27 protein-coding genes are annotated in these 26227 nt (G+C 65.4%); 16 read left to right on the forward strand and 11 right to left on the reverse strand.

Annotation, left to right across the window (positions count from 1 at the left end; translation table 11 throughout):
- Positions 1 to 218 precede the first annotated feature (218 nt).
- The 6 genes from purL to AZKH_RS10105 all read left to right on the forward strand — a co-directional run bounded on the left by purL (position 219) and on the right by AZKH_RS10105 (position 9057).
- Positions 219 to 4151, forward strand: coding sequence for a phosphoribosylformylglycinamidine synthase (gene purL / locus AZKH_RS10080; RefSeq protein WP_015435665.1), 3933 nt, complete (start codon positions 219 to 221; stop codon positions 4149 to 4151).
- 143 nt (positions 4152 to 4294) lie between these two features.
- The gene (locus AZKH_RS10085; RefSeq protein WP_041656060.1) at positions 4295 to 4705 is read left to right on the forward strand and encodes a DUF2946 domain-containing protein; all 411 of its coding nucleotides are present in this window, start codon (positions 4295 to 4297) and stop codon (positions 4703 to 4705) included.
- A gap of 150 nt (positions 4706 to 4855) precedes the next feature.
- Positions 4856 to 5308 carry a copper chaperone PCu(A)C gene (locus AZKH_RS10090; RefSeq protein ID WP_041656061.1) on the forward strand — a complete coding sequence of 151 codons (453 nt, stop codon included), beginning with the start codon at positions 4856 to 4858 and terminating at the stop codon, positions 5306 to 5308.
- The gene (locus AZKH_RS10095; RefSeq protein ID WP_015435668.1) at positions 5298 to 7403 is read left to right on the forward strand and encodes a TonB-dependent receptor; all 2106 of its coding nucleotides are present in this window, start codon (positions 5298 to 5300) and stop codon (positions 7401 to 7403) included. Before AZKH_RS10090 ends, AZKH_RS10095 begins: the two co-directional genes overlap by 11 nt.
- Positions 7397 to 8587, forward strand: coding sequence for a sialidase family protein (locus AZKH_RS10100; RefSeq protein ID WP_041656064.1), 1191 nt, complete (start codon positions 7397 to 7399; stop codon positions 8585 to 8587). Before AZKH_RS10095 ends, AZKH_RS10100 begins: the two co-directional genes overlap by 7 nt.
- A gap of 5 nt (positions 8588 to 8592) precedes the next feature.
- The gene (locus AZKH_RS10105; RefSeq protein ID WP_231874506.1) at positions 8593 to 9057 is read left to right on the forward strand and encodes a hypothetical protein; all 465 of its coding nucleotides are present in this window, start codon (positions 8593 to 8595) and stop codon (positions 9055 to 9057) included.
- A gap of 21 nt (positions 9058 to 9078) precedes the next feature.
- Here AZKH_RS10105 and AZKH_RS10110 read toward each other — a convergent pair whose 3' ends face one another.
- A complete protein-coding gene (locus AZKH_RS10110) occupies positions 9079 to 10716 on the reverse strand; it encodes an electron transfer flavoprotein-ubiquinone oxidoreductase (RefSeq protein WP_015435671.1) in 1638 nt (545 codons plus the stop codon).
- Positions 10717 to 10878: 162 nt separating this feature from the next.
- On the opposite strand from AZKH_RS10110, the gene AZKH_RS10115 reads away from it, so the two are divergent.
- Positions 10879 to 11283, forward strand: coding sequence for a thioesterase family protein (locus AZKH_RS10115; protein WP_015435672.1), 405 nt, complete (start codon positions 10879 to 10881; stop codon positions 11281 to 11283).
- A 28-nt stretch (positions 11284 to 11311) separates the two neighbouring features.
- On the opposite strand, the gene AZKH_RS10120 is transcribed toward AZKH_RS10115, so the two are convergent.
- Positions 11312 to 12424, reverse strand: a complete 1113-nt coding sequence (locus tag AZKH_RS10120; RefSeq protein WP_015435673.1) for a polysaccharide pyruvyl transferase family protein — start codon at positions 12422 to 12424, stop codon at positions 11312 to 11314.
- Between the two features lie 129 nt (positions 12425 to 12553).
- Here AZKH_RS10120 and AZKH_RS10125 point away from each other — a divergent pair, with 129 nt between their 5' ends.
- From AZKH_RS10125 to ftsB, 4 genes are all read left to right on the forward strand, one after another.
- Positions 12554 to 14185: a CTP synthase gene (locus AZKH_RS10125; RefSeq protein ID WP_015435674.1), complete on the forward strand. Its 1632-nt coding sequence runs from the start codon at positions 12554 to 12556 to the stop codon at positions 14183 to 14185.
- A 22-nt stretch (positions 14186 to 14207) separates the two neighbouring features.
- Positions 14208 to 15047, forward strand: a complete 840-nt coding sequence (kdsA, locus tag AZKH_RS10130) for a 3-deoxy-8-phosphooctulonate synthase (RefSeq protein WP_015435675.1) — start codon at positions 14208 to 14210, stop codon at positions 15045 to 15047.
- A gap of 73 nt (positions 15048 to 15120) precedes the next feature.
- Positions 15121 to 16410 (forward strand): phosphopyruvate hydratase, encoded by a 1290-nt coding sequence (eno, locus tag AZKH_RS10135; protein WP_015435676.1) that lies wholly within the window; start codon positions 15121 to 15123, stop codon positions 16408 to 16410.
- A 108-nt stretch (positions 16411 to 16518) separates the two neighbouring features.
- On the forward strand, positions 16519 to 16794 hold the full coding sequence (gene ftsB, locus AZKH_RS10140) for a cell division protein FtsB (protein WP_015435677.1): 276 nt from the start codon (positions 16519 to 16521) through the stop codon (positions 16792 to 16794).
- A 27-nt stretch (positions 16795 to 16821) separates the two neighbouring features.
- Here the strand turns inward: ftsB and AZKH_RS10145 are convergent, their stop codons facing one another.
- From AZKH_RS10145 to AZKH_RS10160, 4 genes are all read right to left on the reverse strand, one after another.
- Positions 16822 to 17253, reverse strand: coding sequence for a cyclic nucleotide-binding/CBS domain-containing protein (locus AZKH_RS10145; RefSeq protein ID WP_015435678.1), 432 nt, complete (start codon positions 17251 to 17253; stop codon positions 16822 to 16824).
- Between the two features lie 107 nt (positions 17254 to 17360).
- Positions 17361 to 17909 carry a C40 family peptidase gene (locus AZKH_RS10150; protein WP_015435679.1) on the reverse strand — a complete coding sequence of 183 codons (549 nt, stop codon included), beginning with the start codon at positions 17907 to 17909 and terminating at the stop codon, positions 17361 to 17363.
- Between the two features lie 80 nt (positions 17910 to 17989).
- Positions 17990 to 18316 (reverse strand): MliC family protein, encoded by a 327-nt coding sequence (locus tag AZKH_RS10155; RefSeq protein WP_015435680.1) that lies wholly within the window; start codon positions 18314 to 18316, stop codon positions 17990 to 17992.
- 37 nt (positions 18317 to 18353) lie between these two features.
- A complete protein-coding gene (locus tag AZKH_RS10160; protein WP_015435681.1) occupies positions 18354 to 19067 on the reverse strand; it encodes an SIMPL domain-containing protein in 714 nt (237 codons plus the stop codon).
- A 210-nt stretch (positions 19068 to 19277) separates the two neighbouring features.
- Here AZKH_RS10160 and AZKH_RS10165 point away from each other — a divergent pair, with 210 nt between their 5' ends.
- Positions 19278 to 20168: a DMT family transporter gene (locus tag AZKH_RS10165; protein ID WP_015435682.1), complete on the forward strand. Its 891-nt coding sequence runs from the start codon at positions 19278 to 19280 to the stop codon at positions 20166 to 20168.
- Positions 20169 to 20180: 12 nt separating this feature from the next.
- Here AZKH_RS10165 and AZKH_RS10170 read toward each other — a convergent pair whose 3' ends face one another.
- On the reverse strand, positions 20181 to 20729 hold the full coding sequence (locus tag AZKH_RS10170) for a gamma carbonic anhydrase family protein (protein ID WP_015435683.1): 549 nt from the start codon (positions 20727 to 20729) through the stop codon (positions 20181 to 20183).
- A gap of 125 nt (positions 20730 to 20854) precedes the next feature.
- On the opposite strand from AZKH_RS10170, the gene AZKH_RS10175 reads away from it, so the two are divergent.
- From AZKH_RS10175 to AZKH_RS10185, 3 genes are read left to right on the forward strand one after another with little or no spacing between them, the layout of a single operon-like run.
- Positions 20855 to 21700 (forward strand): 23S rRNA (adenine(2030)-N(6))-methyltransferase RlmJ, encoded by an 846-nt coding sequence (locus AZKH_RS10175; RefSeq protein ID WP_015435684.1) that lies wholly within the window; start codon positions 20855 to 20857, stop codon positions 21698 to 21700.
- Positions 21697 to 22059: a nucleotide pyrophosphohydrolase gene (locus AZKH_RS10180; RefSeq protein WP_015435685.1), complete on the forward strand. Its 363-nt coding sequence runs from the start codon at positions 21697 to 21699 to the stop codon at positions 22057 to 22059. The genes AZKH_RS10175 and AZKH_RS10180 overlap by 4 nt, the downstream gene beginning before the upstream one ends.
- Positions 22060 to 22084: 25 nt before the next feature.
- A complete protein-coding gene (locus AZKH_RS10185; RefSeq protein WP_015435686.1) occupies positions 22085 to 22414 on the forward strand; it encodes a DUF3301 domain-containing protein in 330 nt (109 codons plus the stop codon).
- Between the two features lie 35 nt (positions 22415 to 22449).
- Here the strand turns inward: AZKH_RS10185 and folE are convergent, their stop codons facing one another.
- From folE to fabI, 3 genes are read right to left on the reverse strand one after another with little or no spacing between them, the layout of a single operon-like run.
- The gene (folE, locus tag AZKH_RS10190; protein ID WP_015435687.1) at positions 22450 to 23091 is read right to left on the reverse strand and encodes a GTP cyclohydrolase I FolE; all 642 of its coding nucleotides are present in this window, start codon (positions 23089 to 23091) and stop codon (positions 22450 to 22452) included.
- A gap of 37 nt (positions 23092 to 23128) precedes the next feature.
- Positions 23129 to 23725, reverse strand: coding sequence for a hypothetical protein (locus AZKH_RS10195; RefSeq protein WP_015435688.1), 597 nt, complete (start codon positions 23723 to 23725; stop codon positions 23129 to 23131).
- A gap of 20 nt (positions 23726 to 23745) precedes the next feature.
- The gene (gene fabI / locus AZKH_RS10200; protein WP_015435689.1) at positions 23746 to 24525 is read right to left on the reverse strand and encodes an enoyl-ACP reductase FabI; all 780 of its coding nucleotides are present in this window, start codon (positions 24523 to 24525) and stop codon (positions 23746 to 23748) included.
- 171 nt (positions 24526 to 24696) lie between these two features.
- On the opposite strand from fabI, the gene AZKH_RS10205 reads away from it, so the two are divergent.
- Entirely contained in the window at positions 24697 to 25200 is a 504-nt protein-coding gene (locus AZKH_RS10205; protein ID WP_015435690.1) for an HAD domain-containing protein, read from the forward strand.
- Between the two features lie 16 nt (positions 25201 to 25216).
- Here AZKH_RS10205 and AZKH_RS10210 read toward each other — a convergent pair whose 3' ends face one another.
- On the reverse strand, positions 25217 to 26209 hold the full coding sequence (locus AZKH_RS10210; RefSeq protein WP_041657171.1) for a serine/threonine protein kinase: 993 nt from the start codon (positions 26207 to 26209) through the stop codon (positions 25217 to 25219).
- Between the last annotated feature and the right edge of the window lie 18 nt (positions 26210 to 26227).

The following is a 26227-nucleotide window of genomic DNA, read 5'->3' on the forward strand; positions in this document are numbered from 1 at the left end:
GGGAAGGGCATTCGCGGGAGGAATGCAGGCGTGGCTTGATAGGGATCATCGGAAAGCGCGGGACAAAAGCGCGCAATTCTAACCGATCGCCCCCGCTTGAGGCGGATTGCGGGACATGCGTGAAAACACCGAACGGGAGGAAGCGCGGGCCTCGGGTATAATTCCGCCCTTCTCTCGTCGAACCCCGTTCGCGACCACCACCCATCGCATCGACTCACATGGCCGAAATCATCAAACTGCGCGGCGCCGCGGCGTATTCCTCTTCCCGTCTGGAGCGCCTGTCGCGCTCGGTGGCCGACGTGCTGCCCAGGCTCAAGGGGCTTGCCGCCGAGCATTGGTACTTCATCGAGATCACCGCGCCGCTCGACGCGGCGGAACTCGCGCGCCTGGTCGACCTGCTCGGCGCGACGCCCGAATCCGCCAAGACGCCCGAAGGGACGATGCTGCTGGTCGTCCCGCGCCTCGGCACGATCTCGCCCTGGTCCTCGAAGGCAAGCGACATTGCGCACCAGTGCGGCTTCGACAAGGTGGTCCGCATCGAACGCGGCGTCGCCTACTCGCTCAATGTGCGCGGCGGGCTCGACGATCGCCAATACACTGCCGTCCTGCCAGCGCTGCATGACCGGATGACCGAATCGGTGCTGCAGGACGTCGATGCCGCCGAAGCGCTGTTCCACCATTACCAGCCGCAGCCGTTGACCAGCGTGGACATCCTGGCCGGCGGTCGTGAAGCGCTCGTCGCCGCGAACACCGAACTGGGGCTCGCGCTGTCGGAAGACGAGATCGACTACCTCGTCGACAACTTCACGAAAATCGCCCGCAACCCGACCGACGTCGAGTTGATGATGTTCGCCCAGGCGAACTCCGAGCACTGCCGCCACAAGATCTTCAACGCCGACTGGGTGATCGACGCCCGCGAGATGGACAAGACCTTGTTCGGCATGATCCGCGAGACGCACAAGGCGCATCCGGAAGGCACCGTGGTCGCGTATTCGGACAACGCGTCCGTGATCGAAGGCGCGACGATCGACCGCTTCTACCCCGATGCCGACGGCCAGTGGCGCTTCCACGAGGAAGAGACCCACATCCTCGCGAAGGTCGAGACGCACAACCACCCGACCGCGATTTCGCCCTTCCCGGGCGCCGCGACCGGCGCCGGCGGCGAGATCCGAGACGAAGGCGCGACCGGCCGCGGCTCGAAGCCGAAGGCGGGCCTGACCGGCTTCTCGGTGTCGAACCTCAACATCCCCGACTTCGTCCAGCCCTGGGAAAAGCCCTACGGCAAGCCGGAGCGCATCGCTTCCGCCCTCGACATCATGATCGAAGGCCCGATCGGCGGCGCGGCGTTCAACAACGAATTCGGCCGTCCGAACCTCGCCGGCTACTTCCGCAGCTTCGAGCAGGAAGTGCAGGGCGAGGTGCGCGGCTACCACAAGCCGATCATGATCGCCGGCGGCCTCGGCAGCATCCAGGGCCAGCAGTCGCACAAGATCCAGTTCGCGCCCGGAACGCTGCTGATCCAGCTCGGCGGCCCCGGCATGCTGATCGGCCTCGGCGGCGGCGCTGCGTCGAGCATGGCGACCGGCACGAACACCGCCGACCTCGACTTCGCGTCGGTCCAGCGCGGCAACCCCGAAATCCAGCGCCGCTGCCAGGAGGTCATCGACCAGTGCTGGCAGCGCGGCGACGCTAACCCGATCCTGTCGATCCACGACGTCGGTGCCGGCGGCCTGTCGAACGCGATGCCGGAGCTCGCGGACTCGGCCAGCCTGGGCGCGCACTTCGAGCTGCGTGAAGTGCACATCGAAGAGCCGGGCATGAGCCCGCGCGAAATCTGGAGCAACGAATCGCAGGAGCGCTACGTCCTCGCGATCGCGCCTGAAAGCCTCGACACCTTCCGCGCCTTGTGCGAACGTGAGCGCTGCCCGTTTGCGGTGGTCGGCACCGCCACCGCTGACGGCCATCTGACCGTCAGCGACCGCCATTTCGACAACAAGCCGGTCGACATGGAAATGCAGGTCCTGCTCGGCAAGCCGCCGAAGATGACCCGCAACGTGTCGCGCCGCGCCGTGCACGTGCCGCCCTTCGACGTCACCGACGTCGACCTCAAGGACGCCTGCCTGCGCGTGTTGCGCCTGCCGACCGTCGCGAGCAAGAACTTCCTGATCACCATCGGCGACCGCTCCGTCGGCGGCATGACCGCGCGCGACCAGATGGTCGGTCCGTGGCAGGTCCCCGTCGCCGACGTCGCCGTCACGTCGATGAGCTTCCGCGGCTACCAGGGCGAAGCTTTCGCGATGGGCGAGCGCACGCCGGTCGCCTGCCTCGACGCCCCGGCCTCGGGCCGCATGGCCGTCGGCGAAGCGATCACCAACATCGCCGCGGCCGACATCGCCGATCTCGGCAAGGTCAAGCTCTCCGCGAACTGGATGGCCGCTGCTGGCCACCGCGGCGAGGACGCCAAGCTCTTCGACACCGTCAGTGCTGTGTCGCAGTTCTGCCAGACCGCCGGCCTATCGATCCCGGTCGGCAAGGATTCGCTGTCGATGAAGACCGCCTGGCAGGAGGAAGGCGAAAACCGCCAGGTCGTGTCTCCCTTGTCGCTGGTCGTCACGTCCTTCGCGCCGGTCGAAGACATCCGCCGCACGCTGACGCCGCAGTTGCAACTGATCGACGGCGTCGAAACCGAACTCGTGCTGATCGACCTCGGCAACGACCGCAACCGCCTCGGCGGCTCGGCGCTCGCCCAGGTCTTCGGCTCGGTCGCCGAGCACGCGCCGGACGTCGACGCGAAGCAGCTCGCCGCCTTCTTCCAGCTGATCCAGCAGTTCCGTCAGGACGACCTGCTGCTCGCTTACCACGACCGCAGCGACGGCGGCCTCTTCGCGACGCTGTGCGAAATGGCCTTCGCGTCGAAGTGCGGCCTGTCGGTCGTGCTCGATACGGTCTGCTACGACCAGTACATGAACGACGTCGACGGCCTCGACAAGAAGCCCGACACGATCAAGGGGCGACTCAACGACCGCCTGTTCGGCGGCCTCTTCGCTGAAGAACTCGGCGCGGTGATCCAGATCCGCCGCGACGACCGCGCGCGCATCACGACGCCGCTGCGCGACGCGGGGCTGACCTACCACTTTCTGGGCGAGCCGAACCACAAGGACGAGATCCGCCTGTGGCGCAACGCTAAGCTCGTCTTCAACGCCAAGCGTGCCGAGCTCCAGCAGACGTGGTCCGAGACGAGCTACCGCATCGCCCGCCTGCGCGACGACGCAGACTGCGCGCGCGAAGAATTCGAGGCGCTCGCCGACGTGTCGAACCCCGGGCTGAGCGTCGTGACGACCTTCAATCCGTCCGAAGATATCGTCGCCCCGATGATCGCCACCGGCGCCCGACCCAAGATCGCGATCCTGCGCGAGCAGGGCGTGAACTCGCAGGCCGAGATGGCCGCGGCCTTCGAACGCGCGGGCTTCATGCCCTTCGACGTGCACATGTCCGACCTGCAGGCGGGCCGCTACCATCTCGCCGACTTCCACGGCCTCGCGGCCTGCGGCGGCTTCTCCTACGGCGACGTGCTCGGCGCGGGCCAGGGCTGGGCGAAATCGATCCTCTTCAACCCGGCGCTGCGTGCCGAGTTCGAAGCCTTCTTCGGTCGCTCCGACACCTTCGCGCTGGGCGTGTGCAACGGCTGCCAAATGATGGCGAACCTCGCGTCCATCATCCCCGGCGCGCAGCACTGGCCGACCTTCCATCGCAACCGCAGCGAGCAATTCGAAGCGCGCTTCGTGATGGCCGAAGTGCTCGACACGCCGTCGATCCTCTTCGCCGGCATGGCGGGCAGCCGCATGCCGATCGTCGTCAGCCACGGCGAGGGCAGGGCGGTGTTCGCGAACGATGCGGGCCGGAGCCAAGCGATCACCGCGGTGCGCTACGTCGACAACCACGGCAAGCCCGCTCAGACCTATCCGTTCAACCCGAATGGTTCGCCCGACGGCCTCGCCGGCGTGACGACGGCCGACGGCCGCTTCACGATCATGATGCCGCACCCGGAACGCACCGCGCGCACCGTGCAGATGAGCTGGCATCCCGCCAACCTCGGCGAAGATTCGCCGTGGATGCGGATGTTCCGCAACGCGCGCCGCTGGCTCGGCTGAGCGCATCGAAATACCGGCCGCCGGGCGTGACATGCTTGGCGGCCGGGCGTTTTTCCCCTTGACTGCAGTCAAGGGATTCGAAGGGTAGTTCGTTAGAATCGGTGCCTGTCTTCACTCGCACCGATTTGCTTTACCTTCCGTCCATGCACTTCAAGCGCACGCCCCGTGTCGTCACCGCCTGGATCGCCTTGTGCGTGATCCTGTTCGGTCTCGTCGCGCCGGCGCTGACGCATACGCTGTCGTCTGCCGGGAATAGGCCGCAACGCCTGGTGGAAGTGTGTACGCGTGCCGGGATGAAGCACATCGCCGTCGACGATGTCGGCGAGCCGCGCGGCAAGTCGGCGCCGGTCAGTCACCATTCGCCGACGGATCACGCCAAGCATTGCGCGTTTTGCGCAACCCACGGCAGTACGCCAGCGCTTCCGACGGCGCGGCAGTCGCCCTTGGCGCTTCGGAGCATCGTTGCCCGAGCACCGACTCCGCCCTCGCGCGCACTTCGCCTGCATTTTCAGTGGGCGCATTCGCAGCCCCGCGCTCCACCCGTCCTTTCCTGATTCCTCCCTCGCTTGCGGCGTCCGCAGCTAAGCAGACGTCGCCACATCTCCCGAAGCCATCGGTTTGCTCCGCCGCTGTCGTGCGCGTTTGCGCGACCGTTGCGGGCGGACGCTGTTGGCTACCGACACTGGAATCAAGGAGTGGAAGTCATGAAGAATTTGAATGCGGCAGCTTTGCTGTCGCTCGCCGTCGCGTTTCCCGCGCTGGCAGACGTGAAGATCGAAGAACCCTGGGTGCGCGCCACGGTGCCGCAGCAGAAGGTGACCGGCGCTTTCATGCGTATCACCGCGTCACAGGATTCGCGCCTTGTCTCGATTCAGACGACCGTCTCGGACAAGGTCGAGATACACGAGATGGTGCAAGAAGCGGACGTGATGAAGATGCGTCCAGTCGCGTCGATCCCGCTGCCAGCGGGCAAAGCCATCGAGCTGAAGCCGGGCGGCTACCACGCGATGCTGTTCGATCTCAAGCGCGCGCTCCCTGAAGGCGACTCGGTGCCGCTGAAGGTGACGGTCGAGGGCAAGGACGGTCGCCGCGAGACCATCGAGATTGCCGCGCCCGTGCGGCCCCTGCACGCGATGGGGGGCGGGCATGTGCACTGATGCGATGCGCACGGTTGTTGCGGTCTCATGCGCCTGCGTCGCGGGCAGCGGCATCGCCGCGGACGCCGACACGATACTTGGTCAGGTCACCGTGACCGCGACGCGCGAGGAGACGCGGCTCGTCGAAACCCCGGCCTCCGTCGGCGTCGTCAAGGCCGCGGAAATCGCTGCCGACAAGCCCTCCCATCCGGCGCAGATCATGAGCCAGATCCCGGGCGCGGCGGTCGCCGTGACGAACGGCGAGGGGCACACGACGGCCATCCGTCAGCCCTTCTCGACCGCTCCCGTCTACCTCTTCCTTGAGGACGGTGTTCCGTCGCGCTCGACCGGCTTCTTCAACCACAACGCGCTGTATGAGATCAACATTCCGCAGGCCGGTGGCATCGAAGTCAATCGGGGCCCGTCGTCGGCCCTGTACGGCTCGGACGCGATCGGCGGTGTCGTCAACGTAATGACGCGGACGCCCCCGACGAAACCCGAGGCGGGCGGGTCGGTCGAGGTCGGCGAGCACGGCTGGCGTCGGGCATTGCTGAGCGGCGGCAACGGCTACGAGAACGGCGGTTTCCGAGCCGACCTCAATCTCACCTCGACCGAAGGCTGGCGCGACAATACCGGCTACGATCGCAAGAGTGGCACCGTCCGCTGGGATCACTTCATCGGCGACAGCACGGTGCTGAAGACCGTGATCGGCTTCTCCGAGATCGACCAGGATACGGGCGCCAACTCGCCGCTGGTACGCTCGGACTACCGTGACGATCCGACGAAAAACTACTTGCCGATCGCGTTCCGCAAGGTGCACGCCTTCCGATTGTCCACGAACTATGAGCAGGAAATCGGCAGCTCGCTGGTGTCGGTGACCCCGTACTTCCGCGACGACAGCATGGATCTCCTCGCGAGCTATGCGCTGCGCTTCGACCCGAGCCTCGCGGAGACGCGCAACCAGTCCTACGGCCTGATGGCGAAATGGCGGCAGGACTTCGCGCCGTTGCGTGCGCGCCTGATCGCCGGCGTCGATCTCGATCTCAGCCCCGGCGCGCGGCGCGAGAACCGTATCGACGCGACGACGCGCGGATCGGGCGCGAGCCAGGAGTTCATCGACTACACGGTCGGGCCGCGCATCTACGATTACGACGTCGAATATCGCGGCATTTCGCCCTACGTTCATGGCGAGATCTCGCCGACCGAGCGCCTGCGTCTGACGGCCGGTCTGCGCTACGACGGCATGCGCTACGAGTTCAACAACCGCTTCAGCGCCGGTGCAGTCCAGGTCGGCAGCAGCTTCTACGGGCAGGCCGGCGACCAGAGCGTCAGTTTCCATCGCGCGACGCCGAAACTCGGCGCGACGTATGCACTCGACGACACCACGCACCTCTTCGCGTCCTACAACCAGGGCTTCCGCGTGCCTTCGGAGTCGCAACTCTTCCGCCCGTCGCGCGCGACGAGCGGGGCGGCCGCCGTTGCGCTCGCGCAGTCGGCGCTTCAGCTCGAGGCGATCAAGGCCGACCAGTTCGAGCTCGGGCTGCGCGGCGTTGCCGGCGGCGTCTCCTACGACGTCGTTGCCTACCAGCTCACCAAGCGCGACGACATCGTCAGCCAGCGCGACCCGGTCACGACCCAGACGACCACGACGAACGCCGGCGAGACGCGCCACCGCGGCATCGAATTGGGCCTGGGCGCGCCGCTCAGGGGTGACCTGCGCGTCGACGCGGCGATCTCGTACGCGCGACACGAGTATGTCGATTGGAAGACTTCGCAGGGCGACTTCAGCGGCAAGGAACAGTTGAGCGCGCCGCGCCTGATCGCCAACACGCGCCTGACCTGGATGCCGATGAGCGGTGCACGCGCGCGGCTCGAGTGGGTCCGCCTCGGCTCCTACTGGCTCGACGACACCAACACCGTGAAGTACGGTGGACACGACCTGTTCAACCTGCGCGGCGATTACGCGCTGAACCGCACGGTGTCGCTCTTCGGTAGCATCCAGAACCTCACGGACCGCCGCTATGCCGAGAGCGCCCAGCTTTCGACCGGACGCACGCCGGTCTATTCGCCGGGACTGCCCCGCACCTTGATCGCCGGGGTCGAAGCGAAATGGTAATTAGCACACGAATTTTTGCGTACGCGGCCGGCTTGCTGGCCTTCGCCTGGACCGTGGGGGCCGCGGCCCAAACCCACGTCCATGGCAAGGCCGGCGCGCAAACGGCCAAGGTGGAGCTGGGGACCAGTGCCGCATTCGCTTCCGACGGTGCGCTGTACGCCGTATCGAAGGACGGTCAGCACGTGCTGCTCCATCGCAGTCTGGATGAGGGCGTGAGCTGGGAGTCGCCGGTCGTCGTCAACGCCGTGCCGGAAGCGATTTCGGCCGAAGGGGAGCTTCGTCCGAAGCTCGCCTTCGCGCCCGACGGCGGCGTGCTGGTGTCCTGGACGCACCCGCTCGCGAAGCCCTATACCGGCGAGATTCGTCTCGCCCGCGCAGACGATGGGCGCCACTTTTCGACCCCCGTCACCGTGCATCGCGACCGCCAGGAAATCACCCACCGCTTCGAGACGCTTGCCGTCACCGGCAAGGGGCAGGTGCTCGTCGCCTGGATCGACAAGCGCGATCTCGAAACGGCCCAGGCCGCCAAGCGCAGCTACCGCGGTGCGGCGATCTATGCGGCGCTGTCGGACGACGGCGGGCGGACCTTCCGTCCCGAGTTCAAGTTGGCCGACCATTCCTGCGAGTGCTGCCGCATCGGCATTGCCGACGACGTCGACGGTCTGCCGCTGGTGCTGTGGCGCCACGTCTTCGAGCCCAACGAGCGCGACCACGCCCTGGTCAAGCTCGGGCCGGACGGTGCGCCCGGCAAGGTGCAGCGCGCGACCTTCGACCATTGGCGGATCGACGCCTGCCCGCACCATGGCCCTTCGCTCGCGGTGTCATCGAGTGGTGCGCGACACGCCGTGTGGTTCAATGAGAAGGACGGCGAGGGCAGGGTCTTCTACGGCCGGCTGGAGGACGGAAAGGTCGAGGGACAGCGAACGGTGGGCGGCGAGCGTGCCGCGCATGCGGACATCGCGGCCAGCGGCAGGCGGATCGCGATCGTGTGGAAGGAATTCGACGGAGTGCGAACACACTTGCGTGCCGAAGTGTCCGACGACGATGGTGCGACCTTCCACGCCGTGGCGCTCGCGAGCACCGAAGGTGCATCGGATCAGCCGCGAGTGATCCGCCGGGGCGACGATCTGCTCGCGTTCTGGCGCACCGACAAGGAAGGTATGAAGGGGTACTGGCTGAAATGAAGCGAATGAAAATTTTGCTGGCAACGCTGCTGTGCGCCAGCGCCGCGGTGTGCGCGGCGGAGCGTTTCGTGCCGCTCGATCGGGCGGCTGCCGCGCGGGTGGTCGATCCGGCGCATTACACCAAGCCGACGATCGTCGCGCTGTGGTCGTCCGAATGTGTGCATTGCAAGACGAACCTGAAGCTCTTCAGCGAGATGGCGAAAGCCAATCCCCAGCTGAAAGTGATTACGGTCGCGACGGAACCGGTGCAAGAGGGCCTTGCGGCGCCACTCGATCGGTTCGCGGTGCCGGGCGAGCGTTTCGCGTACGGTTCCGACATGCCCGAGGCGCTGGCGTTCGCGCTGGACGAGAAGTGGCGGGGTGAATTGCCGCGGACACTCTTCTTTGACGGACGCGGCGGCAAGGTCGCACTGTCCGGGGTGATTCCCGAGGCGACCGTCCGCAGTTCGCTGGGGCTCGCGGTGCGCTGAACGCGCCGCGAGCCGTCGCTCTTACATGCCCTGGTAGATCGGCCCTTCGCCGCCCTGCGGCACGACCCAGTTGATGTTCTGGGTCGGATCCTTGATGTCGCAGGTCTTGCAGTGCACGCAGTTCTGCGCGTTGATCTGCAGGCGCGGGCCGGCCTCCTCGCGCACGATCTCGTACACGCCGGCCGGGCAGTAGCGCTGCTCGGGCGCGTCGTACTTCGCGAGGTTCACCGCAATCGGCACCGACGGATTCTTCAGCTGCAGATGGCAGGGCTGGTCTTCCTCGTGGTTAGTGTTCGACAGGAACACCGAGGAGAGCCGGTCGAAGGAGAGCACGCCATCGGGCTTCGGGTAGTCGATCTTCGGGCACTCCGACGCGAGCTTCAGCTTGTCGTGGTCCGAGCTGTTGTGCAGCGTCCACGGCGCCTTGCCGCCAAAGAGCTTCTGGTCGATGCCGAAGAGGAACGAACCCATCCACAGGCCCTTCTTCATGTAGGGCTTGAAGTTGCGCGTCTTGTAGAGCTCGTCGAAGAGCCAGCTTTGGCGGAAGGCTTCCGGGAAGGCGCTGAGCTCGTCGCGGCTGCGCTCGGCGCCGAGCGCGTCGAAGGCGGTTTCAGCGGCGAGCATGCCGCTCTTGATCGCGGCATGGCTGCCCTTGATGCGTGCGGCGTTGAGGAAGCCCGCGTCGTCCCCGATCAGCGCGCCGCCCGGGAACACGAGCTTCGGCTGGCTCTGCAGGCCGCCGGCCGCAATCGCGCGCGCGCCGTAAGCGAGGCGCTTGCCGCCTTCGAGGAACTGGCGGATCTCGGGGTGCGTCTTGTAGCGCTGGAATTCCTCGAAAGGTGACAGGTGCGGGTTCGTGTAGTTGAGGCCGACGACGTAGCCGACCGACACGAGGTTGTCTTCGAGGTGATAGACGAAGCCGCCGCCGTAGGTGTCCGAAGGCAGCGGCCAGCCGGCGGTATGCACGACGAGCCCCTTCTGGTGGCGCTCGGCCGGCACTTCCCACAGCTCCTTGAGGCCGATGCCGTAGGTCTGCGGATCGACGCCGTCACGCAGCTTGAACTTGGCCTCGAGCTGCTTGCCGAGATGCCCGCGGCAGCCTTCGGCGAAGAGCGTGTACTTCGCGTGCAGCTCCATCCCCGGCTGGTAGGCGGGGCCGTGTTCGCCCTCGCGCGTGACCCCCATGTCGCCGGTTGCGACGCCCTTCACGGCGCCGTTCTCGTCGTAGAGGATCTCCGCGCCCGCGAAGCCCGGATAGACCTCGACGCCCATCGCCTCGGCCTGCTCGCCGAGCCACTTCGCGACGTTGCCGAGGCGCACGATGTAGTTGCCGTGGTTCAGGAAACAGTCCGGCAACAGGTTGTTCGGCACCTTGCGCCCGCCCGTCTCATTGAGGAAGATCACGCGGTCTTCGGTGACCTCGGTGTTGAGCGGCGCGCCCAGCTCCTTCCAGTTGGGGAAGAGCTCGGTAATCGCGCGCGGATCCATCACCGCGCCGGAGAGGATGTGCGCACCGATTTCGGCGGCCTTCTCGATCAGGCATACGGACAGGTCCGTGCCTTTCTCGTTGGCCAGTTGCTTCAACCGGATCGCCGCCGCCAGCCCCGCAGGGCCGCCGCCGACGATCAGGACATCGAATTCCATCGATTCGCGTTCCATCCTATTCTCCGTTCATGTGCGAAGGTAGGGCTGTCCGGGAGGACATCGTCTCCTGCGCATCGCCTTGATTTGTCTTATGAGGTGAGTGTTCGTCGGTGTGGCTGAACATACGGATCCGTATGTTACATTAGCCTCGCCAAGGAACCAATATGGGCCGACATTATGAAAGAAGATCGCAAGTTGTTGCTGACGACGAAGATCCCCGTGCGCTGGGGAGACATGGATTTCTACGGCCATGTGAACAACACGGTCTATTTCCGCTTCTTCGAGCAGGCGCGGGTGGAGTGGATCGAGGCGATGCGTTTTCCCGTCGATCCCAACGCGGGCAGCGGCCCCGTCGTCATCAATGCGAGCTGCACCTTCCTGATTCCCGTCAATTATCCCGCCACCGTCATCGTGAAGCTTTACGCCGGTGAGCCCGGCCGCAGTAGCGTGATGACCTGGTACGAGCTCTTGGTCGAAGGCGACGATCGCCTCTACGCAGACGGGGCGGCGAAAGTGGTCTGGATGGACATGAAGAGCGGGAAATCCGTGCCCTTGCCCGACGCGCTCAGGGAGATGCTATAGCAGGCACGCAGGGAGCGAGCGGTCGCTGTCATTCGGCCGCCTGGGTGGCGGGGTCGTCGAGCGTTTCCCATGCCCGCGGCTGCGGATGCCAGGTGTCGACATAGGCTGCGGCTTTGTCGCCCTTGCGTCGTACAAGGCAGGTCCCGGGAGCGCCGAAGCTGTTAGCGACGATCCAGCCGTGCAGGCTCGTGCCGACATAGCGATGCGCGCCGGCGAGCAGGGCGCAGATGTCGAAGACGTGGGTCGACCCGAACACGGCAACCGGGACGTCGGCGGCTAGCGCCCGAAGGTGCCGCGCCAGCCGCTCCAGAGTTTCGAGGTCGTCGTGCCATGGCGCGGTGCCGGCGCGGAACAAGACGATGGAGCAATCCTCCCGCCGTGCGGCGGTCGCAACCCTGCTTGCGACCCGGGCCAGTGTCGCGTCGTCGCCCCAATGGGCGGCGATCTGCACGGCGATCCAACGCGGGAGTCGGCCGCCTGGCGCTACCAGTGCTTCGAGCGGCAGGCGTTCCGTGATCTGCCCGCCGAAGAGCCGTGCCGACTCGCTCGCGGGGTCGTGGACGAGCGGCGCGCGGATGCCATGGCGCGACAAGGCTGCCTGGGTGACGGCGTCCCTGACCGTGACATGCTGCGCTGCGGTCAGTGCCCGAATGGCTTCTCGACGTGTGGCCGCGGAGAGCGCTTCGAACCGAACGCCGCCCACCGCACGAAACTCCACTGTCCAGCCCGTGGGTAACTCGTCTTGGTTGAGGACGTAGGGCAGGGAATGGGTGTCTTGAAGGGTGTTGCGTGCCCAGTCCTTTCTCGCGGTCTCGTTCCGGTCGTGGAGATGGATCGCTTTTGCTGCGATCGCTGGCGTCTGGAGCATCACAGCCGCCTCCCATGCCGTCGTCGTCAGGATTTCGCCGCCGACGACCACGAGCTCGGCCGGCTCCGTACGGTGTCGGGCAATCGCTTCCGAAATCGGAATGACGTGATGACCTCCGTCCGGACGCAGGTCGCGTTCCACGAGACCGGTGAAGACGGGCTCGCGCGGGTCCGCGGCCGCAGCGCAATGGGCGAGCAGCAGGTCGCCGAAGTTGTGCCGGTCGAAGGCGCCGAACAGGATCAGGCGGGGAGCCTCGGGGCGCGCGCTCTTCATTGGAATCAGGCCCTTGGCCCCCGTGGCCCGGCTCCCCAGGCGGCGCGCATTCGTGCATCACGGTAGTGCATCGCTTCCGGATGGGGGGTAGTTTCGGTTATCATCGCGCTTTCCCGCAGCAGCTTTCCCATGACCAAATACGTCTTCGTTACCGGCGGTGTCGTGTCCTCTTTGGGCAAAGGCATCGCAGCGGCCTCCCTGGGGGCCATTCTCGAATCCCGCGGCATCAAGGTTACCCACCTCAAGCTGGATCCGTACATCAACGTCGATCCGGGTACGATGAGCCCGTTCCAGCACGGCGAAGTCTTCGTGACCGAAGACGGTGCGGAAACCGACCTCGACCTTGGCCACTATGAGCGCTTCACCAGTGCGCGCATGGGCAAGCGCAACAACTTCACCACCGGCCAGATCTACGAGTCGGTGATCAAGAAGGAACGCCGCGGCGAATACCTCGGCAAGACCGTGCAGGTGATCCCGCACATCACCGACGAAATCAAGCGCTATGTCAAGCGCGGCGCCGAAGGCGCGGACGTCGCGATCATCGAGGTCGGCGGCACGGTAGGCGACATCGAATCGTTGCCCTTCCTCGAAGCGATCCGCCAGATGGGGTTCGAGGAAGGCCGCAACGGCACGTGTTTCATCCACCTGACGCTCCTGCCTTACATTCCGACCGCCGGCGAACTCAAGACCAAGCCGACGCAGCACTCGGTCAAGGAACTGCGCGAGATCGGCATTCAGCCCGACATCCTGCTGTGCCGCGCCGACCGCAACATTCCCGCAGACGAGCGCCGCAAGATCGCGCTGTTCTGCAACGTGATGCCGGAAGCGGTCATCGAGTGCCTCGACGCCTCGTCGATCTACAAGATTCCCGGCCAGTTGCACGACCAGATGCTCGACGAAATCGTCTGCCACAAGCTGAACATTCTCGCTCGTGCGGCCGACCTGACCGTATGGGAAAAGCTCGTTCGCTCGCTCGAAAACCCGAAGCACACGGTGGACGTCGCTTTCGTCGGCAAGTACGTCGACCTGACCGAATCCTACAAGTCCCTGATCGAGGCGCTGTCGCACGCGGCGATGCACACCGAGTGCAAGGTCAACATCCACTACCTCGACTCGGAGGACATCGAGCGCGACGGTTGCAAGGCGCTCGAGAAGATGGACGCCATCCTTGTGCCGGGCGGCTTCGGCAAGCGCGGAACCGAGGGCAAGATCGCCGCGATCCGCTACGCCCGCGAAAACAAGGTGCCTTACCTCGGCATCTGCCTCGGCATGCAGCTTGCCGTGGTCGAGTTCGCGCGGGACGTCGCCGGCATGGCCGGTGCGCACTCGACCGAATTCGAGCGTGAAACCGCCTACCCCGTCATCGGCCTGATCACCGAGTGGCAGGACCGCAGCGGCAAGGTCGAGAAGCGCAGCGAGGACTCCGATCTCGGCGGCACGATGCGTCTCGGTGCGCAGGTTTGCCACCTCGTCGAAGGTTCGCTGGCGCGCGACATTTACGGTGCGCCGCAGATCGTCGAACGGCACCGCCATCGCTATGAAGTGAACAACACGCTGCTCGCGCAACTCGAAGAGAAGGGCCTGCGCGTCTCCGGACGTGCCCCCGGCACCGACCTGTGCGAAATGATCGAACTGCCCGCCGACGTGCACCCCTGGTTCGTCGGCTGCCAGTTCCACCCCGAGTTTACGTCCAACCCGCGCAAGGGCCATCCGCTCTTCACCGCCTATGTGAAGGCGGCGCTCGGGCGCAAGGGCGTTTGAGCGGGGCAGTGAGGAAAATACGATGAAACTCTGCGGATTTGACGTCGGCCTCGACAAGCCGTTTTTCCTGATCGCCGGACCCTGCGTCATCGAGTCGCGCGAGATGGCCTTCGAAACCGCCGGCGCGCTGAAGGAAATCTGCGCCGAGCTCGGCATTCCCTTCATCTACAAGTCGTCCTACGACAAGGCCAATCGCAGCTCGGGCAAGTCGTATCGCGGCATGGGGATGGAGAAGGGCCTCGACATCCTCGCCGAGGTGCGCAAGCAGCTCGGCGTGCCGGTGCTGACCGACGTGCATTCGATCGATGAAATTCCTGCTGTCGCCGCGGTCGTCGACGTGCTGCAGACCCCGGCCTTCCTTTGCCGCCAGACCGATTTCATTCATGCGGTCGCCGCGAGCGGCAAGCCGGTGAACATCAAGAAGGGCCAGTTCCTCGCGCCCGGCGACATGAAGAACGTCGTCGACAAGGCGCGCGAAGCGAACGGCGGCGCCGACACCATCATGGTGTGCGAGCGCGGCGCCTCCTTCGGCTACAACAACCTCGTGTCCGACATGCGCAGTCTAGCGATCATGCGCGAGACCGGCTGTCCGGTCGTGTTCGATGCGACGCACTCGGTTCAGCTTCCCGGTGGGCAGGGCACCGCTTCCGGCGGTCAACGCGAATTCGTGCCGGTGCTGGCGCGTGCCGCGGTGGCCGTGGGTGTCGCGGGTCTCTTCATGGAGACCCACCCCGAGCCCGCCAAGGCGCTGTCGGACGGACCCAATGCGTGGCCGCTCCCGAAGATGAAGGCGCTGCTCGCGACCCTGAAGGACATCGACCAACTTGTGAAGCGCGACGGTCTGCTGGAACTGGCCAGCTGATCGGCGAAGCGTTTCGAGATCACCGTATTTCAACACCATATTTTCGACCCCCTGTACAAGGACAGAAGAACCCATGAGTGCAATCGTTGATGTCATTGCCCGTGAAATCCTGGACTCGCGCGGTAATCCGACCGTCGAAGCCGATGTTCTGCTCGAATCCGGCGTGATGGGCCGGGCCGCGGTGCCGTCCGGCGCCTCGACCGGCTCGCGCGAAGCGATCGAACTGCGTGATGGCGACGCCGCGCGTTACCTGGGCAAGGGCGTCCTGCGCGCTGTCGAGAACGTCAATACCGAAATCTCCGAGTCGATCATCGGCCTCGACGCCGAAGAGCAGTCGTTCATCGACCGCACCCTGATCGAACTCGACGGCACCGAGAACAAGTCGCGCCTGGGCGCGAACGCGATGCTCGCCGTGTCGATGGCCGTTGCCAAGGCCGCCGCTGAAGAAGCCGGCCTGCCCCTGTACCGCTACTTCGGCGGTTCGGGCCCGATGGCGATGCCGGTGCCGATGATGAACGTCATCAACGGCGGTGCTCACGCCAACAACAGCCTGGACATCCAGGAATGCATGATCATGCCCGTGGGCGTGACCAGCTTCCGCGAAGCCCTGCGTTGCGGCGCCGAGATCTTCCATCACCTGAAGAAGCTCACCGACAAGAAGGGCTACCCGACGACGGTCGGCGACGAAGGCGGTTTCGCGCCGAACGTCGGCGGCACCGAAGAAGCCCTGAACATGATCCAGGACGCGATCTCTGCCGCCGGCTACGAGCCGGGCCGCGACGTGCTGCTGGCTCTGGACTGCGCCGCCTCCGAGTTCTACAAGGACGGCAAGTACGTGCTCGCCGGCGAAGGCCTGACGCTGACTTCCGAAGGCTTTGCCGACTACCTCGCGACGCTAGCCGACCGCTTCCCGATCGTGTCGATCGAAGACGGCATGGCCGAGAACGACTGGGCCGGCTGGAAGACGCTGACCGACAAGCTCGGCCGCAAGATCCAGCTCGTCGGCGACGATCTCTTCGTCACCAACACCAAGATCCTCGAGCAGGGCATCGACCAGGGTGTCGCCAACTCGATCCTGATCAAGATCAACCAGATCGGCACACTGTCGGAAACCTTCGCCGCCGTCGAAATGGCCAAGCGCGCTGGTTACACGTCGGTCATCTCGCACCGTTCCGGCGAGACCGAAGATTCGACGATCGCGGACATCGCCGTTGGCCTCAACGCGATGCAGATCAAGACCGGCTCGCTGTCGCGCTCGGACCGCATCTCGAAGTACAACCAGCTGCTGCGCATTGAGGAAGATCTGGGCGATACCGCCAGCTACCCGGGCCGCCGCGCGTTCTACAACCTGCGCGTGCGCTAAACAAGTACCATTGCCGCGGCCCGGCTGACGGGTTGCGGAAGCAGCAAAACGATAAGGCCGGCGGATCTCCGCCGGCCTTGTTTCGATTGAAACGGATTTCCTTCAGGTATGCGCTGGTCCCTTCTCATCCTCGCGCTGATCGTGGCAGCCCTGCAATACCCGCTGTGGGTCGGAAAAGGCGGCTGGCTGCGCGTCTGGGACGTGGACCGGCAGGTGCAGGCCCAGCGCGAAACCAATCGAGAGCTCGAGCAGCGGAATGCTGGCCTGGAGGCTGAAGTGCGGGACCTGAAGTCCGGCAACGAAGCGATCGAGGAGCGTGCGCGGTTCGAACTCGGGCTGATCAAGCCCAACGAGGTTTTCGTGCACACCCCGCAGAAGCGCTGATGCGCTTCCCGGAGCGGCAAGTCGAGGTCAGAGCAGTTCGGTAATCGATTGCCGCTGCGCGATTTCGGCCTCGAATTCGACCATTTCAGGCCCGAGTGCATCACGGGCGGAGATCATGCCGACCGGCACGCCGTTATCGACGACCGGAACGTGGCGGAAGCCGCCGTCGTACATCATGTGCAGTGCGTAGCCGAGGTTCTTGTCGGCATTCGCAGTGGTCGGATCGGAGGTCATGACTTGAGCAAGCGTGGTCTTGTCGGGGTCGACGCCATTCGCCAGCACCTTCACGAGCGCGTCGCGCTCGGTAAAGATGCCCGCCAGCTTGCCACCTTTCGCGGTGATCATGATCGCGCCCACCTTCGCATCCGCCATACGGCGAGTCGCTTCTCGAACCGACAAGTCCGCGGTCGCGGTCAGGATGGCCTGATCTTTCACAATGTCTCGAATCTTTCGATTCATCTCGGTTCCTCCTCCTTAGGTTTCTTGTCCAAGGTCACTCAAAGCGGTGCCCTTCTGCGAGGATACGCGAACTGTCACTTCAAGATAGTGCGCTATTCACGGCCGCGCTAGCTTGTTGCCAGCAGGGTTCGGGCGCCGTCGACGCGCGGTGCGAAATATGGGCTGTCGAGGCGTTCCACGCGCACGCGGCCACGCGTAGACGGCGCATGCACGAACTTTCCTTCGCCGAGGTAGATGCCCATGTGGGAGTGGCGCCGGTTCATGGTGTTGAAGAAGACCAGGTCGCCGGGTTGGAGTGAGGAAACAGGGATGGGGCGCGTTATTTCGGCAATCTTCGACGCGTTGTGCGGCAATCGCCTGCCGCTGACCTGTTCGACGACATAGCTGACCATGCCGCTGCAGTCGAGTCCGGCTTCAGGATTGCGGCCGCCAAAGGCGTAGCCGGTATCGAGCAGGCCCAGTGCGACCATGACCATTTCTCGCGAGTGCAGGGGGTCGTCGAAGGCGAAATAGTCGATGCGCGGTTCTTCGGGGAGCGATGGAGCGGGAGTCCCGACGACCGGAGCGGTGGTCGGGACGCTGCTGCATGCGGCGAGCAGCAGCGTCAGAATCAACAGAAGGCCCTTGCGGCCCGCCTGGCGCGTTGCTGCCTTCATCGGCGGATCAGCTTCCCCTGGGTTCGGATATGCGGACGATAGGGGATAAGGCTGCGATATGTCCACCAATCGAGGGTGCTTTACAACGAATGGCTATGCGGGCTGCAGTCGCCGTTGGCGGGCAGGCCCGGACGTTCGAGGCTCGCTTGTTGACCATGGGCCCAGAACACGGTCTGTCCGTCGGAGTATTTTTCGCCATCTGCAGCGGTCTGATGCGAAAGCGCAAAGATCCCGGCGCCGGTTCGCAGGCGGATGTGGTCGCCGAGGTATTCGACGCTGAACTGTTCGCCGTTCTTGCAAGCGTAATTGACGACGCGTGTGGCGTCGCGGGTGTAGGCCGTGCCGGCGAGCATGCCGGCAGAGGCGATCAGGCCACACAGGGCGGCAAAGCGGGCGTTCAGGCGCATGTAGGGGTTCCTTGGGGGGGCGGAAGGATGCTGCGGATCATTCCGGAAGTTCGATCGTGCCGCTGACGGTCACGGTGACGTCGCTTTCGCCGGCCTCGGCCGGCACCGCGGCCGCCTCCATCGCGACAGCGTTTGCGCGCATCACCGGGTAGGGCGGACGTGGAGCGTTGCCGTATGCTACGGACAGGTGACGGATGCGGTAGGTCTTGCCGAGGGTGCCGGCAATGGACTGGGCACGTCCCTGGAAAGCGCGGAGGGCATCGGCTGCCGCGAGGTCGGCAGCGGCCTTGCGGGTTTCGGGGGCGGGCTGCATCACGAGGCTGGACAGCGCCAGCGAGCCTTGCAGCTTGCCGAGCAGTTCGGTGAGTGCGGACAGATCCCGGCTTTCGAGTTGCAATTCGGAGCGCATGCGCCAGCCGTCAATCCTGCGGGCTTCCTTGCTGTAGACCGGAGAGGTTGTCGTGGCGGTGGTACGGGTGCGCACGGTCGGGTAGGCGCGCGCCTGTTCGAGGGCGGCGGCGATGACCGAGTTGACCTGGCGGGAGAGGGCGGCGGGCGTCTTGTCGTCGGCCTGGAAATACATCGTCGCCGTAGCCTGGTCGTTGGCCGCGGGCCGGCTGGCATCGGCGGAGAGCTCTACCGTGGGCAGGCGTTCGCCAGGGGCGTCGGGCGCCGCGGCGAAGGTGAGAGCCGGGAGCAGCAGGGACAGCGACAGAATGAATAACAGTCGCCGAAGCTGAGTGTCGTTCATTGGCGGGGCCCCTAAGGAAAAACCATTAAAGGCGCGCAGTTTACCGCCAGTATGGCCCGGAGCAATAGGGGGCGTGTAATGCGTTGTAAATGTGCCGCACGCCTTCCGTACGGCGCATCGCATCGGCGAATATCAATGGGTGTCACATGCGGAGCAATTGACCGCAGCGTACGCATTGTGCAGAGTTGGCGGTTTTTTGACGGTGATGACATGTGGAGCGGGGAGAGGCTGAGCGGGGCGCTGTACGTTGCGATTTCCGCCAGTGCCTTCGGTGCAATGGCGATATTCGCGCGCTTTGCGCGGGACAGCGGCGCGGACGTCGTGACCGTGCTGTTCCTGCGTTTCGCGATCGCTGCGGCGCTCCTGACTCTGATCATGCTGACGACACGGCGTCGTTGGCCGTCGCCTCGCAACGTGGCGATTCTCGCCGGGATGGGCGGCATCGGCTATGTCGGCCAGTCGTTCAGCTTCTTTTCCGCCTTGAATCACGCTTCGGCGGGCCTCGTCGCGCTCTTGCTCTATCTCTATCCCTTTCTCGTGATGCTGCTCGGAGCGCTGTTCCTGCGTCGGCCGCTCACGCTCGGACGCGTGATGGCGGCGCTGGTTGCACTGGGCGGGACCGCGCTGACGATCAGCGGCGGTGTGAACGGGGAGCCGCTGGGGATTGTGCTCGGCGTCGGCGCGGCGCTGATCTACTCGGTCTATATCCTGGTCGGTAGCCGCGTGATGCGCGAGGAGTCCCCGCTCGCGTCGGCGACTGTCGTGATGATCGCAGCAGCAGTGGTGTTCGGTGGGCTGACGGCTGCGGGGACTCCGTCGTGGCCCCAGGATGGGGCGGGATGGCTTGCCGTCGTGGCGATCGCGGTCGTATCCACGGTCGTCGCGATGGTGGCCTTTTTCGCCGGCATGCAAAGGCTGGGCGCGGCGGATGCGGCCACGCTATCGACGCTGGAGCCCGTCGTAACCCTCGCACTTGCGGCCCTGTTTCTCGGCGAGCCGATCCTGTCGAATCAGCTGGCGGGCGGCGCCTTGATCCTGGGGGCGGTGATCTGGCTCGCGCGCGCCGGGGCGCCTCGGAAGGTGGCCGCGGCGGCGGGATGAGTGCGTCGGAGCTTAGCTTTTGTGGTGCGAGGGGAGCGGGCTGATGTGCCGCAGCTCGGCCGCATACATGCGCGAATTCTGCACGTAGTTGGCGGCGTTCTGGCGCAGGCCGGCGATGTCCTCGTCCGTCAATTCACGGATGATGCGCCCCGGGGAGCCGACGACCAGCGAGCGGTCCGGGATGACCTTGCCTTCCGGAATCAGGGCGTTGGCGCCGATGATGCAGTCCTTGCCGATCACGGCGTGATTCAGTACGACGGCGTTGATGCCGATCAGCGAGCCGTCGCCGACGGTGCATCCATGGAGCATGACCATGTGGCCGACGGTGACGTTGCTGCCGATTTTGAGCGGCACGCCGTCGTCGTTATGGAGGACCGAGCCGTCCTGGATGTTGGTGTTGTCGCCTATCGTGATCGGGTCGTTGTCGCCGCGGATCACGACGTTGTACCAGACGCTGACGTTGTCGCCGGCCTCGATGTCGCCGATCACGGTGGCGTTGTCGGCGACCCAGCACCCCTCTCCGAAGCGCGGGGTGCGATCGCCCAGGGCGTAAATGGGCATGCTGTTCTCTCTCTTCTCTCTCGTTCTTGACCGGCGGCGCGTGCCGACGGGGCCGCAATCATAGCAGGCAGTGGTAGGATTCCGCGCCTGGGGGCAATAGCCCCGTCATCCATTTTGCCTCATTCATGCTCAGCTATCGCCACGCGTTTCATGCCGGCAACCACGCCGATGTCCTCAAGCACTTCGTCCTGATCGAGTTGCTTCGCTATTTCAATCGCAAGGACAAGCCGTGGTGGTATATCGACACCCATGCTGGAGCCGGGTGCTACGCGCTGGAGAGCGATCAGGCGACGAAGAACGCCGAATTCGAGGCGGGGATCATGCGCCTGTGGGAGCAGGACGATCTTCCGGAAGCGCTGAAGCCCTACGTCGAGGCGGTGCGCCAATTCAATCCTCACGGCCGGCTGACCTTTTATCCCGGTTCGCCGGCGCTGGCGATGACGCAACTGCGTGAGGAGGACCGCATGCGCCTGTTCGAACTCCATCCGGCCGACGTCGAGACGCTGGAGCAGACCTTTGCGCGCGACGGCGAGCGGGTCACGATCCGCAAGGCCGACGGTTTTGCCGGTCTGCGCGGCCTGCTGCCGCCGCCGACGCGCCGCGCCGTGGTGCTGATCGATCCGCCGTATGAGGTCAAGGAAGACTATCGCCGGGTCACCGAGGTCCTTGCGGACGCGATCAAGCGCTTTCCGGGCGGTACCTACGCGGTCTGGTATCCGATGCTCGCTCGCCCCGAGGCGCGGCGCCTGCCGGAGCGGCTCGCGGATCTCGGTGCGGAAAGCTGGCTCGACGTGCGCCTCGCAGTGTGCAAGCCGGGGCGGGATGGGTTCGGGATGTTCGGCAGCGGCATGTATATCGTCAATCCGCCCTGGGTATTACCGGAGATCCTCGAGAAGACGATGCCTTGGCTCGTGAAGATGCTCGGGCTCGACGATGAGGCGGGTTTCGACCTGGAGCACCACATCGAATGAGCGATCTGCATTCCGATTCCCTCGTCGAGTTGCGTGATGCCTTGCGGGCGTTCGCGGCCGATCGCGTGTGGGAACGCTTCCACACGCCGAAGAATCTCGCGATGGCGCTGGCGGGCGAGGCGGGCGAGGTGATCGAGCATTTCCAATGGCTGACGGCGGAAGAGTCGTCGGCCCTGCCGCCTGCGCAGCAGGAGGAAGTTTCGCTCGAACTGGCGGACGTGCTGCTGTATCTGGTGCGGCTCGCCGATGTGTTGGATGTCGATCTGGCCGAGGCTGCAAGGCGTAAGATCGCAATCAATGCGGAGCGCTATCCGGTCGAAAAGGCCGCCGGGCGCGCGGACAAGTACGACCGCCTGTGAATGGCGGCGCTGCGGGAAACGGCCCATGTCTTTCGGTGAATTGCTCTCGGTGATCGGCCTGTGCCTCGCGGGCTGGTTCTGGCTCGACTGCATCCGCATGCGGGAAATCGGCGTGCAGGCTGCGCGTGCCGCCTGCCGGCGCGAAGGGGTGCAACTGCTCGACGACACGGTCGCGACGCGCTCTTTGCGGTTTGCGCGCGACGATGAAGGGCGTGCGTGCCTGCAGCGTGTCTATGAGTTCGAGTATTCGAATTCCGGCAACGACCGGCAGACGGGTTCGGTGATGCTGCGCGGCCGGGAGGTCGTGATGCTGGACATCGGGCCGCGCGCTAGCAACGTCGTATCGCTGCACTGAGGCAGCGGAAGGGCGGAGCGTCGCGGTCGCCGGTTTCAGCGGACGCCGCGGCTATCGATGGCGTGCAGGAATTCGCTGCGCAGGTGCGGCCGGGTGTCGAATTCGCCGACGAAGGCCTGCGTCACGACCCGCTCGTCGCCGCGCCTGTCCTCGCCGAGGAGCAGGCACAACTGTTCCGCTTCGACGATGCAGGCCGCGCCGCGGGCGTGGCCGTGACGTACCAATGCGTCGGCGATGTCGCGCGTCATCCATTCCTGGTAGGTGAAGCGGTGGCCGATGACATCGACGAGGCGGGCGATGCGGCCGAAGCCATGCAGGCGTCCGCCCGGCAGGTAGGCGACATGCGCGACGCCGCGGAACGGCACGAGATGGTGCGGGCAGACGCCGTGGACGGCGATGCCGCGGATGACGACCATGTCGGTGCGGTCGTCCTCGAAGCCGTCGCCCAGCGCTTCGGCCGGATCCATGTCGTAGCCGCCGAGCAGGCGCCGCTGCCAGAGTTCGCGCACGCGGGTCGCGGTACGTCCCATGTGCGGGCTGTCCGGCGATACGCCACAGGCGGCGAGGAGGTCGTTGACAGCGCGTTCGAAGGCGACCGGGTCGAATTCGCCGGTACGCGCAATGCCTAGTCCCGTGCGCAGGGCGTGCGGCGGGTGATGGTCGTGAAATTCGCTCATGGCGCGTTCCCCTTCGCAGGGTCGGTTGTGACGGTGATCAGGCGATGAATACCGGATCGGAGAATACCAGCGTCCCGTCCTTGCGCATCATGAGGTTGTTGGCGTTGAGGATGTCCGGAAGGACTTCGTAGGCCTCGACGAAGTCGGACAGGGCCTTGATCGCGTCGAGAAGGTCGGGATCGATGGCCGGCGGGTGCTTGGTGAGATGGTACAGCGCGATGCGGCCCATGTCGGGGCCGAGTTGTATCCATTGCTGGCAGGCCGACCAGTAGAAATCGATCAGCGCTGCGGCGAGCGCTGCCGCGGGACCGTTCTCACCGAGCGGATAGAGGCGCTCGACTTCGAGCAGGTAGAAGGGATAGCCGGATGCGGCCCGGCCGATCACGCCGTGATTGACGAAGACGCGCGGGAAATGCGGGCCTTGCGGGCGGTCGTCGGCAGTGTAGAGGAAGAGGTCTGCCGGGGAGCTGATCACCTTGTAGACCCGCTCGGGGTCCGGGTGATCGAGCACGATGCTGTACTCGCCGCGACCGATCTCGGCCCTGCCCGCAAGTAGGGGATGAGGCGGAACCGGGTCCGGCAGGCGGACCGATTCGCGCCCCAGTTTGGCGCGGGCAGCGGCCAGATCGATCACGATCGGAGCGTTCCCGAGGATTACGCCATGATGTTGTAGCCGGCGTCCACGAAGTGGACACCGCCGGACACCAGACGGCCGGCATCCGAGACGAGGAAGGCGGTCAGCGCGCCGATGTCTTCCGGTGTCACGAGGGCGTGCATCGGCGAGCGCTCGACAGCCGTCGCCATCAGGGCGTCGAAGCCGGCGATGCCGGATGCGGCGCGGGTCATCAGCGGGCCGGGCGAGACGGCGTTGACGCGGATGTTCTTGCCGCCGAGTTCGAACGCCATGTAGCGGGTCGCGGCTTCGAGCGCGGCTTTGCACAGGCCCATCACGCCGTAGTTGGGGATGACCTTTTCGCTGCCGAGGTAGGTCATCGTGACGAGTGCGCCGCCGCCGGCCTTCTCCATCAGCGGTTCGACCATCTTCGCGAGGCGCACGAAGGAGTGCGTCGAGACGTCCATCGCCAGCGCGAAGCCGTCGGCCGAGGTGTCGACGACGCGGCCGTGCAGGTCGTCGCGCTTGGCGAAGGCCATGCTGTGGACGGCGAAGTCCAGCTTGCCGTGGTTCTTTTCGATCTGGGAGTAGACGTCGGCAAGCGTTTCCGGGCGGGTGACGTCGAGCAGGTAGGCGTCCTTGATGCCGAGGCGGTTGATGACCGGCTCGATGAACGCGCGGGTCTTGTCGTTCTGGTAGGTGACCACGAGGGTGGCGCCGGCTTCGGCACAGGCTTCGGCGACACCGGTGGAAATCGATTTTTCGTTGGCGATGCCGGTGATCAGGCCGACCTTGCCTTCGAGGTTGACGAGGGGCTTCATTGCAACTCCGTGAGCGGTTTGTGTTCCGGGAGGCCGTGTCAGTCGCCGCGGTCCCGGGTGGTATAGGGAGGGAGGCGGGATGCTGGCACGGCGACTGCTTGCAGTAATTTGCGCAATGCAGCATTCTAGCATCACGGGCGGTGAAGCGCCTTTACTGCCGACGAGCGAGCGATGACCGGTACGACCTATATATTCATGGATTTTGATGGCGTCACCCACCCTTGGGGTGAGGTGGAGGACTTCCGCTGTTTGCCGCTAATCGAGGCGGTGCTGCGGGAGTACGAGGAAACGCGCATCGTGATCGCGTCGGATTGGCGGATGCTGTTCTCCCTGTCCAAGCTCGTCAGCCGTTTCGCCGAAGACATCCGTCCGCGCGTCGCCGGGGTGACGCCGCACGTCATTCCGAAGCGCGGAGCCGAGCTGCATGGCCTGCGCGAACGCGAGGCGATGCTGTGGCTGGGCCAGCACGTGCCGAACGTGGCGGACGCGGCCTGGTGCGCCTTGGACGACGCGCCTGGTAACTGGCTGTCGCGCTCACGTCTCGTGCTGACCGATTTCAAGCACGGCTTCACGGATGAAGATGCCGGGGCGCTGCGCCGCCTGCTCGACAGCTTCCGGTCGGGCAATCCGGTTCCGGCGACGTCCCGCGAGCCGTCTTTTCTGGGGCGCGCCTGACGGTGCCGGGTCGCGCTCAGATCGACCAGAGCGGCGGTTCGTCCATCAGCGCGATCTGCTCGCGCATTTCCAGGATGCGGTCCTGCCAGTAGCGCTGGGTGTTGAACCACGGGAACGCGGCCGGGAAGGCCGGGTCTTCCCAGCGGCGGGCGATCCAACCCGAGTAGTGGATCAGGCGCAGTGTGCGCAGGGCTTCGACGAGGTGCAGTTCGCGCGGGGCGAACTCGTGGAAGTCCTCGTAGCCCGCGAGAACGTCCCCGAGCTGCCGGCTCATCTCTTCGCGCGTACCCGACAGCAGCATCCACAGATCCTGCACCGCCGGCCCCATCCGGCTGTCGTCGAAGTCGACGAATTGCGGACCCGGTGCCGGACCTGCTTCGCTCCACAGGACGTTGCCGCCGTGGCAGTCGCCATGCAGGCGCAGCGTCGCGTAGGAGCCCGCCCGGTCGAAACAGCGGTGCACGCCGTCGAGCGCCTGGTCGACGGTGCTATGCCAGGCCGCAAGCAGATCGTCGGGGATGAAGTGGTTGGCGAGCAGCCAGTCGCGCGGTTCTTCGCCGAAGCTGACGATGTCGAGCGCCGGGCGGTACCGGTAGGCCTCAAGCGCGCCGACCGCGTGGATGCGACCGATGAAGCGGCCCATCCATTCGAGCGTCGCCGGATCGGAGAGCTCGGGGGCGCGTCCGCCGACGCGCGGAAAGACTGCGAAACGCAGGTCCTGATGACGCAGCAGCGTGTGGCCGCCAACCGAAATCGGCGGGACAACGGGAATTTCCCGGGCGGCGAGCTCGGTGACGAAGGCGTGTTCCTCAGCGATCGCTTCATCGCTCCAGCGCGCCGGGCGATAGAACTTCACGACCAGCATCGGCCCGTCTTCCATGCCGACCTGGTAGACGCGGTTCTCGTAGCTGTTGAGCGCCAGCAGGCGCCCGTCCGGGGCGAGGCCGCAGGACTCGAGGGCGTCGAGGATGAGGTCTGGCGTGAGCGTTTCGAAGGGCAGAGGGGACATCGGAGTGGTCGGGAAGGG

Source organism: Azoarcus sp. KH32C (assembly GCF_000349945.1).
Classification (GTDB): domain Bacteria; phylum Pseudomonadota; class Gammaproteobacteria; order Burkholderiales; family Rhodocyclaceae; genus Aromatoleum.

Excerpts from the sequence above, each read along its gene's own strand:
- purL (WP_015435665.1), top strand. The coding sequence starts at position 219 with ATGGCCGAAATCATCAAACTGCGCGGCGCCGCGGCGTATTCCTCTTCC.
- AZKH_RS10085 (WP_041656060.1), top strand. The coding sequence starts at position 4,295 with ATGCACTTCAAGCGCACGCCCCGTGTCGTCACCGCCTGGATCGCCTTG.
- AZKH_RS10090 (WP_041656061.1), top strand. The coding sequence starts at position 4,856 with ATGAAGAATTTGAATGCGGCAGCTTTGCTGTCGCTCGCCGTCGCGTTT.
- AZKH_RS10095 (WP_015435668.1), top strand. The coding sequence starts at position 5,298 with ATGTGCACTGATGCGATGCGCACGGTTGTTGCGGTCTCATGCGCCTGC.
- AZKH_RS10100 (WP_041656064.1), top strand. The coding sequence starts at position 7,397 with ATGGTAATTAGCACACGAATTTTTGCGTACGCGGCCGGCTTGCTGGCC.
- AZKH_RS10105 (WP_231874506.1), top strand. The coding sequence starts at position 8,593 with ATGAAAATTTTGCTGGCAACGCTGCTGTGCGCCAGCGCCGCGGTGTGC.
- AZKH_RS10110 (WP_015435671.1), bottom strand. The coding sequence starts at position 10,716 with ATGGAACGCGAATCGATGGAATTCGATGTCCTGATCGTCGGCGGCGGC.
- AZKH_RS10115 (WP_015435672.1), top strand. The coding sequence starts at position 10,879 with ATGAAAGAAGATCGCAAGTTGTTGCTGACGACGAAGATCCCCGTGCGC.
- AZKH_RS10120 (WP_015435673.1), bottom strand. The coding sequence starts at position 12,424 with ATGAAGAGCGCGCGCCCCGAGGCTCCCCGCCTGATCCTGTTCGGCGCC.
- AZKH_RS10125 (WP_015435674.1), top strand. The coding sequence starts at position 12,554 with ATGACCAAATACGTCTTCGTTACCGGCGGTGTCGTGTCCTCTTTGGGC.
- kdsA (WP_015435675.1), top strand. The coding sequence starts at position 14,208 with ATGAAACTCTGCGGATTTGACGTCGGCCTCGACAAGCCGTTTTTCCTG.
- eno (WP_015435676.1), top strand. The coding sequence starts at position 15,121 with ATGAGTGCAATCGTTGATGTCATTGCCCGTGAAATCCTGGACTCGCGC.
- ftsB (WP_015435677.1), top strand. The coding sequence starts at position 16,519 with ATGCGCTGGTCCCTTCTCATCCTCGCGCTGATCGTGGCAGCCCTGCAA.
- AZKH_RS10145 (WP_015435678.1), bottom strand. The coding sequence starts at position 17,253 with ATGAATCGAAAGATTCGAGACATTGTGAAAGATCAGGCCATCCTGACC.
- AZKH_RS10150 (WP_015435679.1), bottom strand. The coding sequence starts at position 17,909 with ATGAAGGCAGCAACGCGCCAGGCGGGCCGCAAGGGCCTTCTGTTGATT.
- AZKH_RS10155 (WP_015435680.1), bottom strand. The coding sequence starts at position 18,316 with ATGCGCCTGAACGCCCGCTTTGCCGCCCTGTGTGGCCTGATCGCCTCT.
- AZKH_RS10160 (WP_015435681.1), bottom strand. The coding sequence starts at position 19,067 with ATGAACGACACTCAGCTTCGGCGACTGTTATTCATTCTGTCGCTGTCC.
- AZKH_RS10165 (WP_015435682.1), top strand. The coding sequence starts at position 19,278 with ATGTGGAGCGGGGAGAGGCTGAGCGGGGCGCTGTACGTTGCGATTTCC.
- AZKH_RS10170 (WP_015435683.1), bottom strand. The coding sequence starts at position 20,729 with ATGCCCATTTACGCCCTGGGCGATCGCACCCCGCGCTTCGGAGAGGGG.
- AZKH_RS10175 (WP_015435684.1), top strand. The coding sequence starts at position 20,855 with ATGCTCAGCTATCGCCACGCGTTTCATGCCGGCAACCACGCCGATGTC.
- AZKH_RS10180 (WP_015435685.1), top strand. The coding sequence starts at position 21,697 with ATGAGCGATCTGCATTCCGATTCCCTCGTCGAGTTGCGTGATGCCTTG.
- AZKH_RS10185 (WP_015435686.1), top strand. The coding sequence starts at position 22,085 with ATGTCTTTCGGTGAATTGCTCTCGGTGATCGGCCTGTGCCTCGCGGGC.
- folE (WP_015435687.1), bottom strand. The coding sequence starts at position 23,091 with ATGAGCGAATTTCACGACCATCACCCGCCGCACGCCCTGCGCACGGGA.
- fabI (WP_015435689.1), bottom strand. The coding sequence starts at position 24,525 with ATGAAGCCCCTCGTCAACCTCGAAGGCAAGGTCGGCCTGATCACCGGC.
- AZKH_RS10205 (WP_015435690.1), top strand. The coding sequence starts at position 24,697 with ATGACCGGTACGACCTATATATTCATGGATTTTGATGGCGTCACCCAC.
- AZKH_RS10210 (WP_041657171.1), bottom strand. The coding sequence starts at position 26,209 with ATGTCCCCTCTGCCCTTCGAAACGCTCACGCCAGACCTCATCCTCGAC.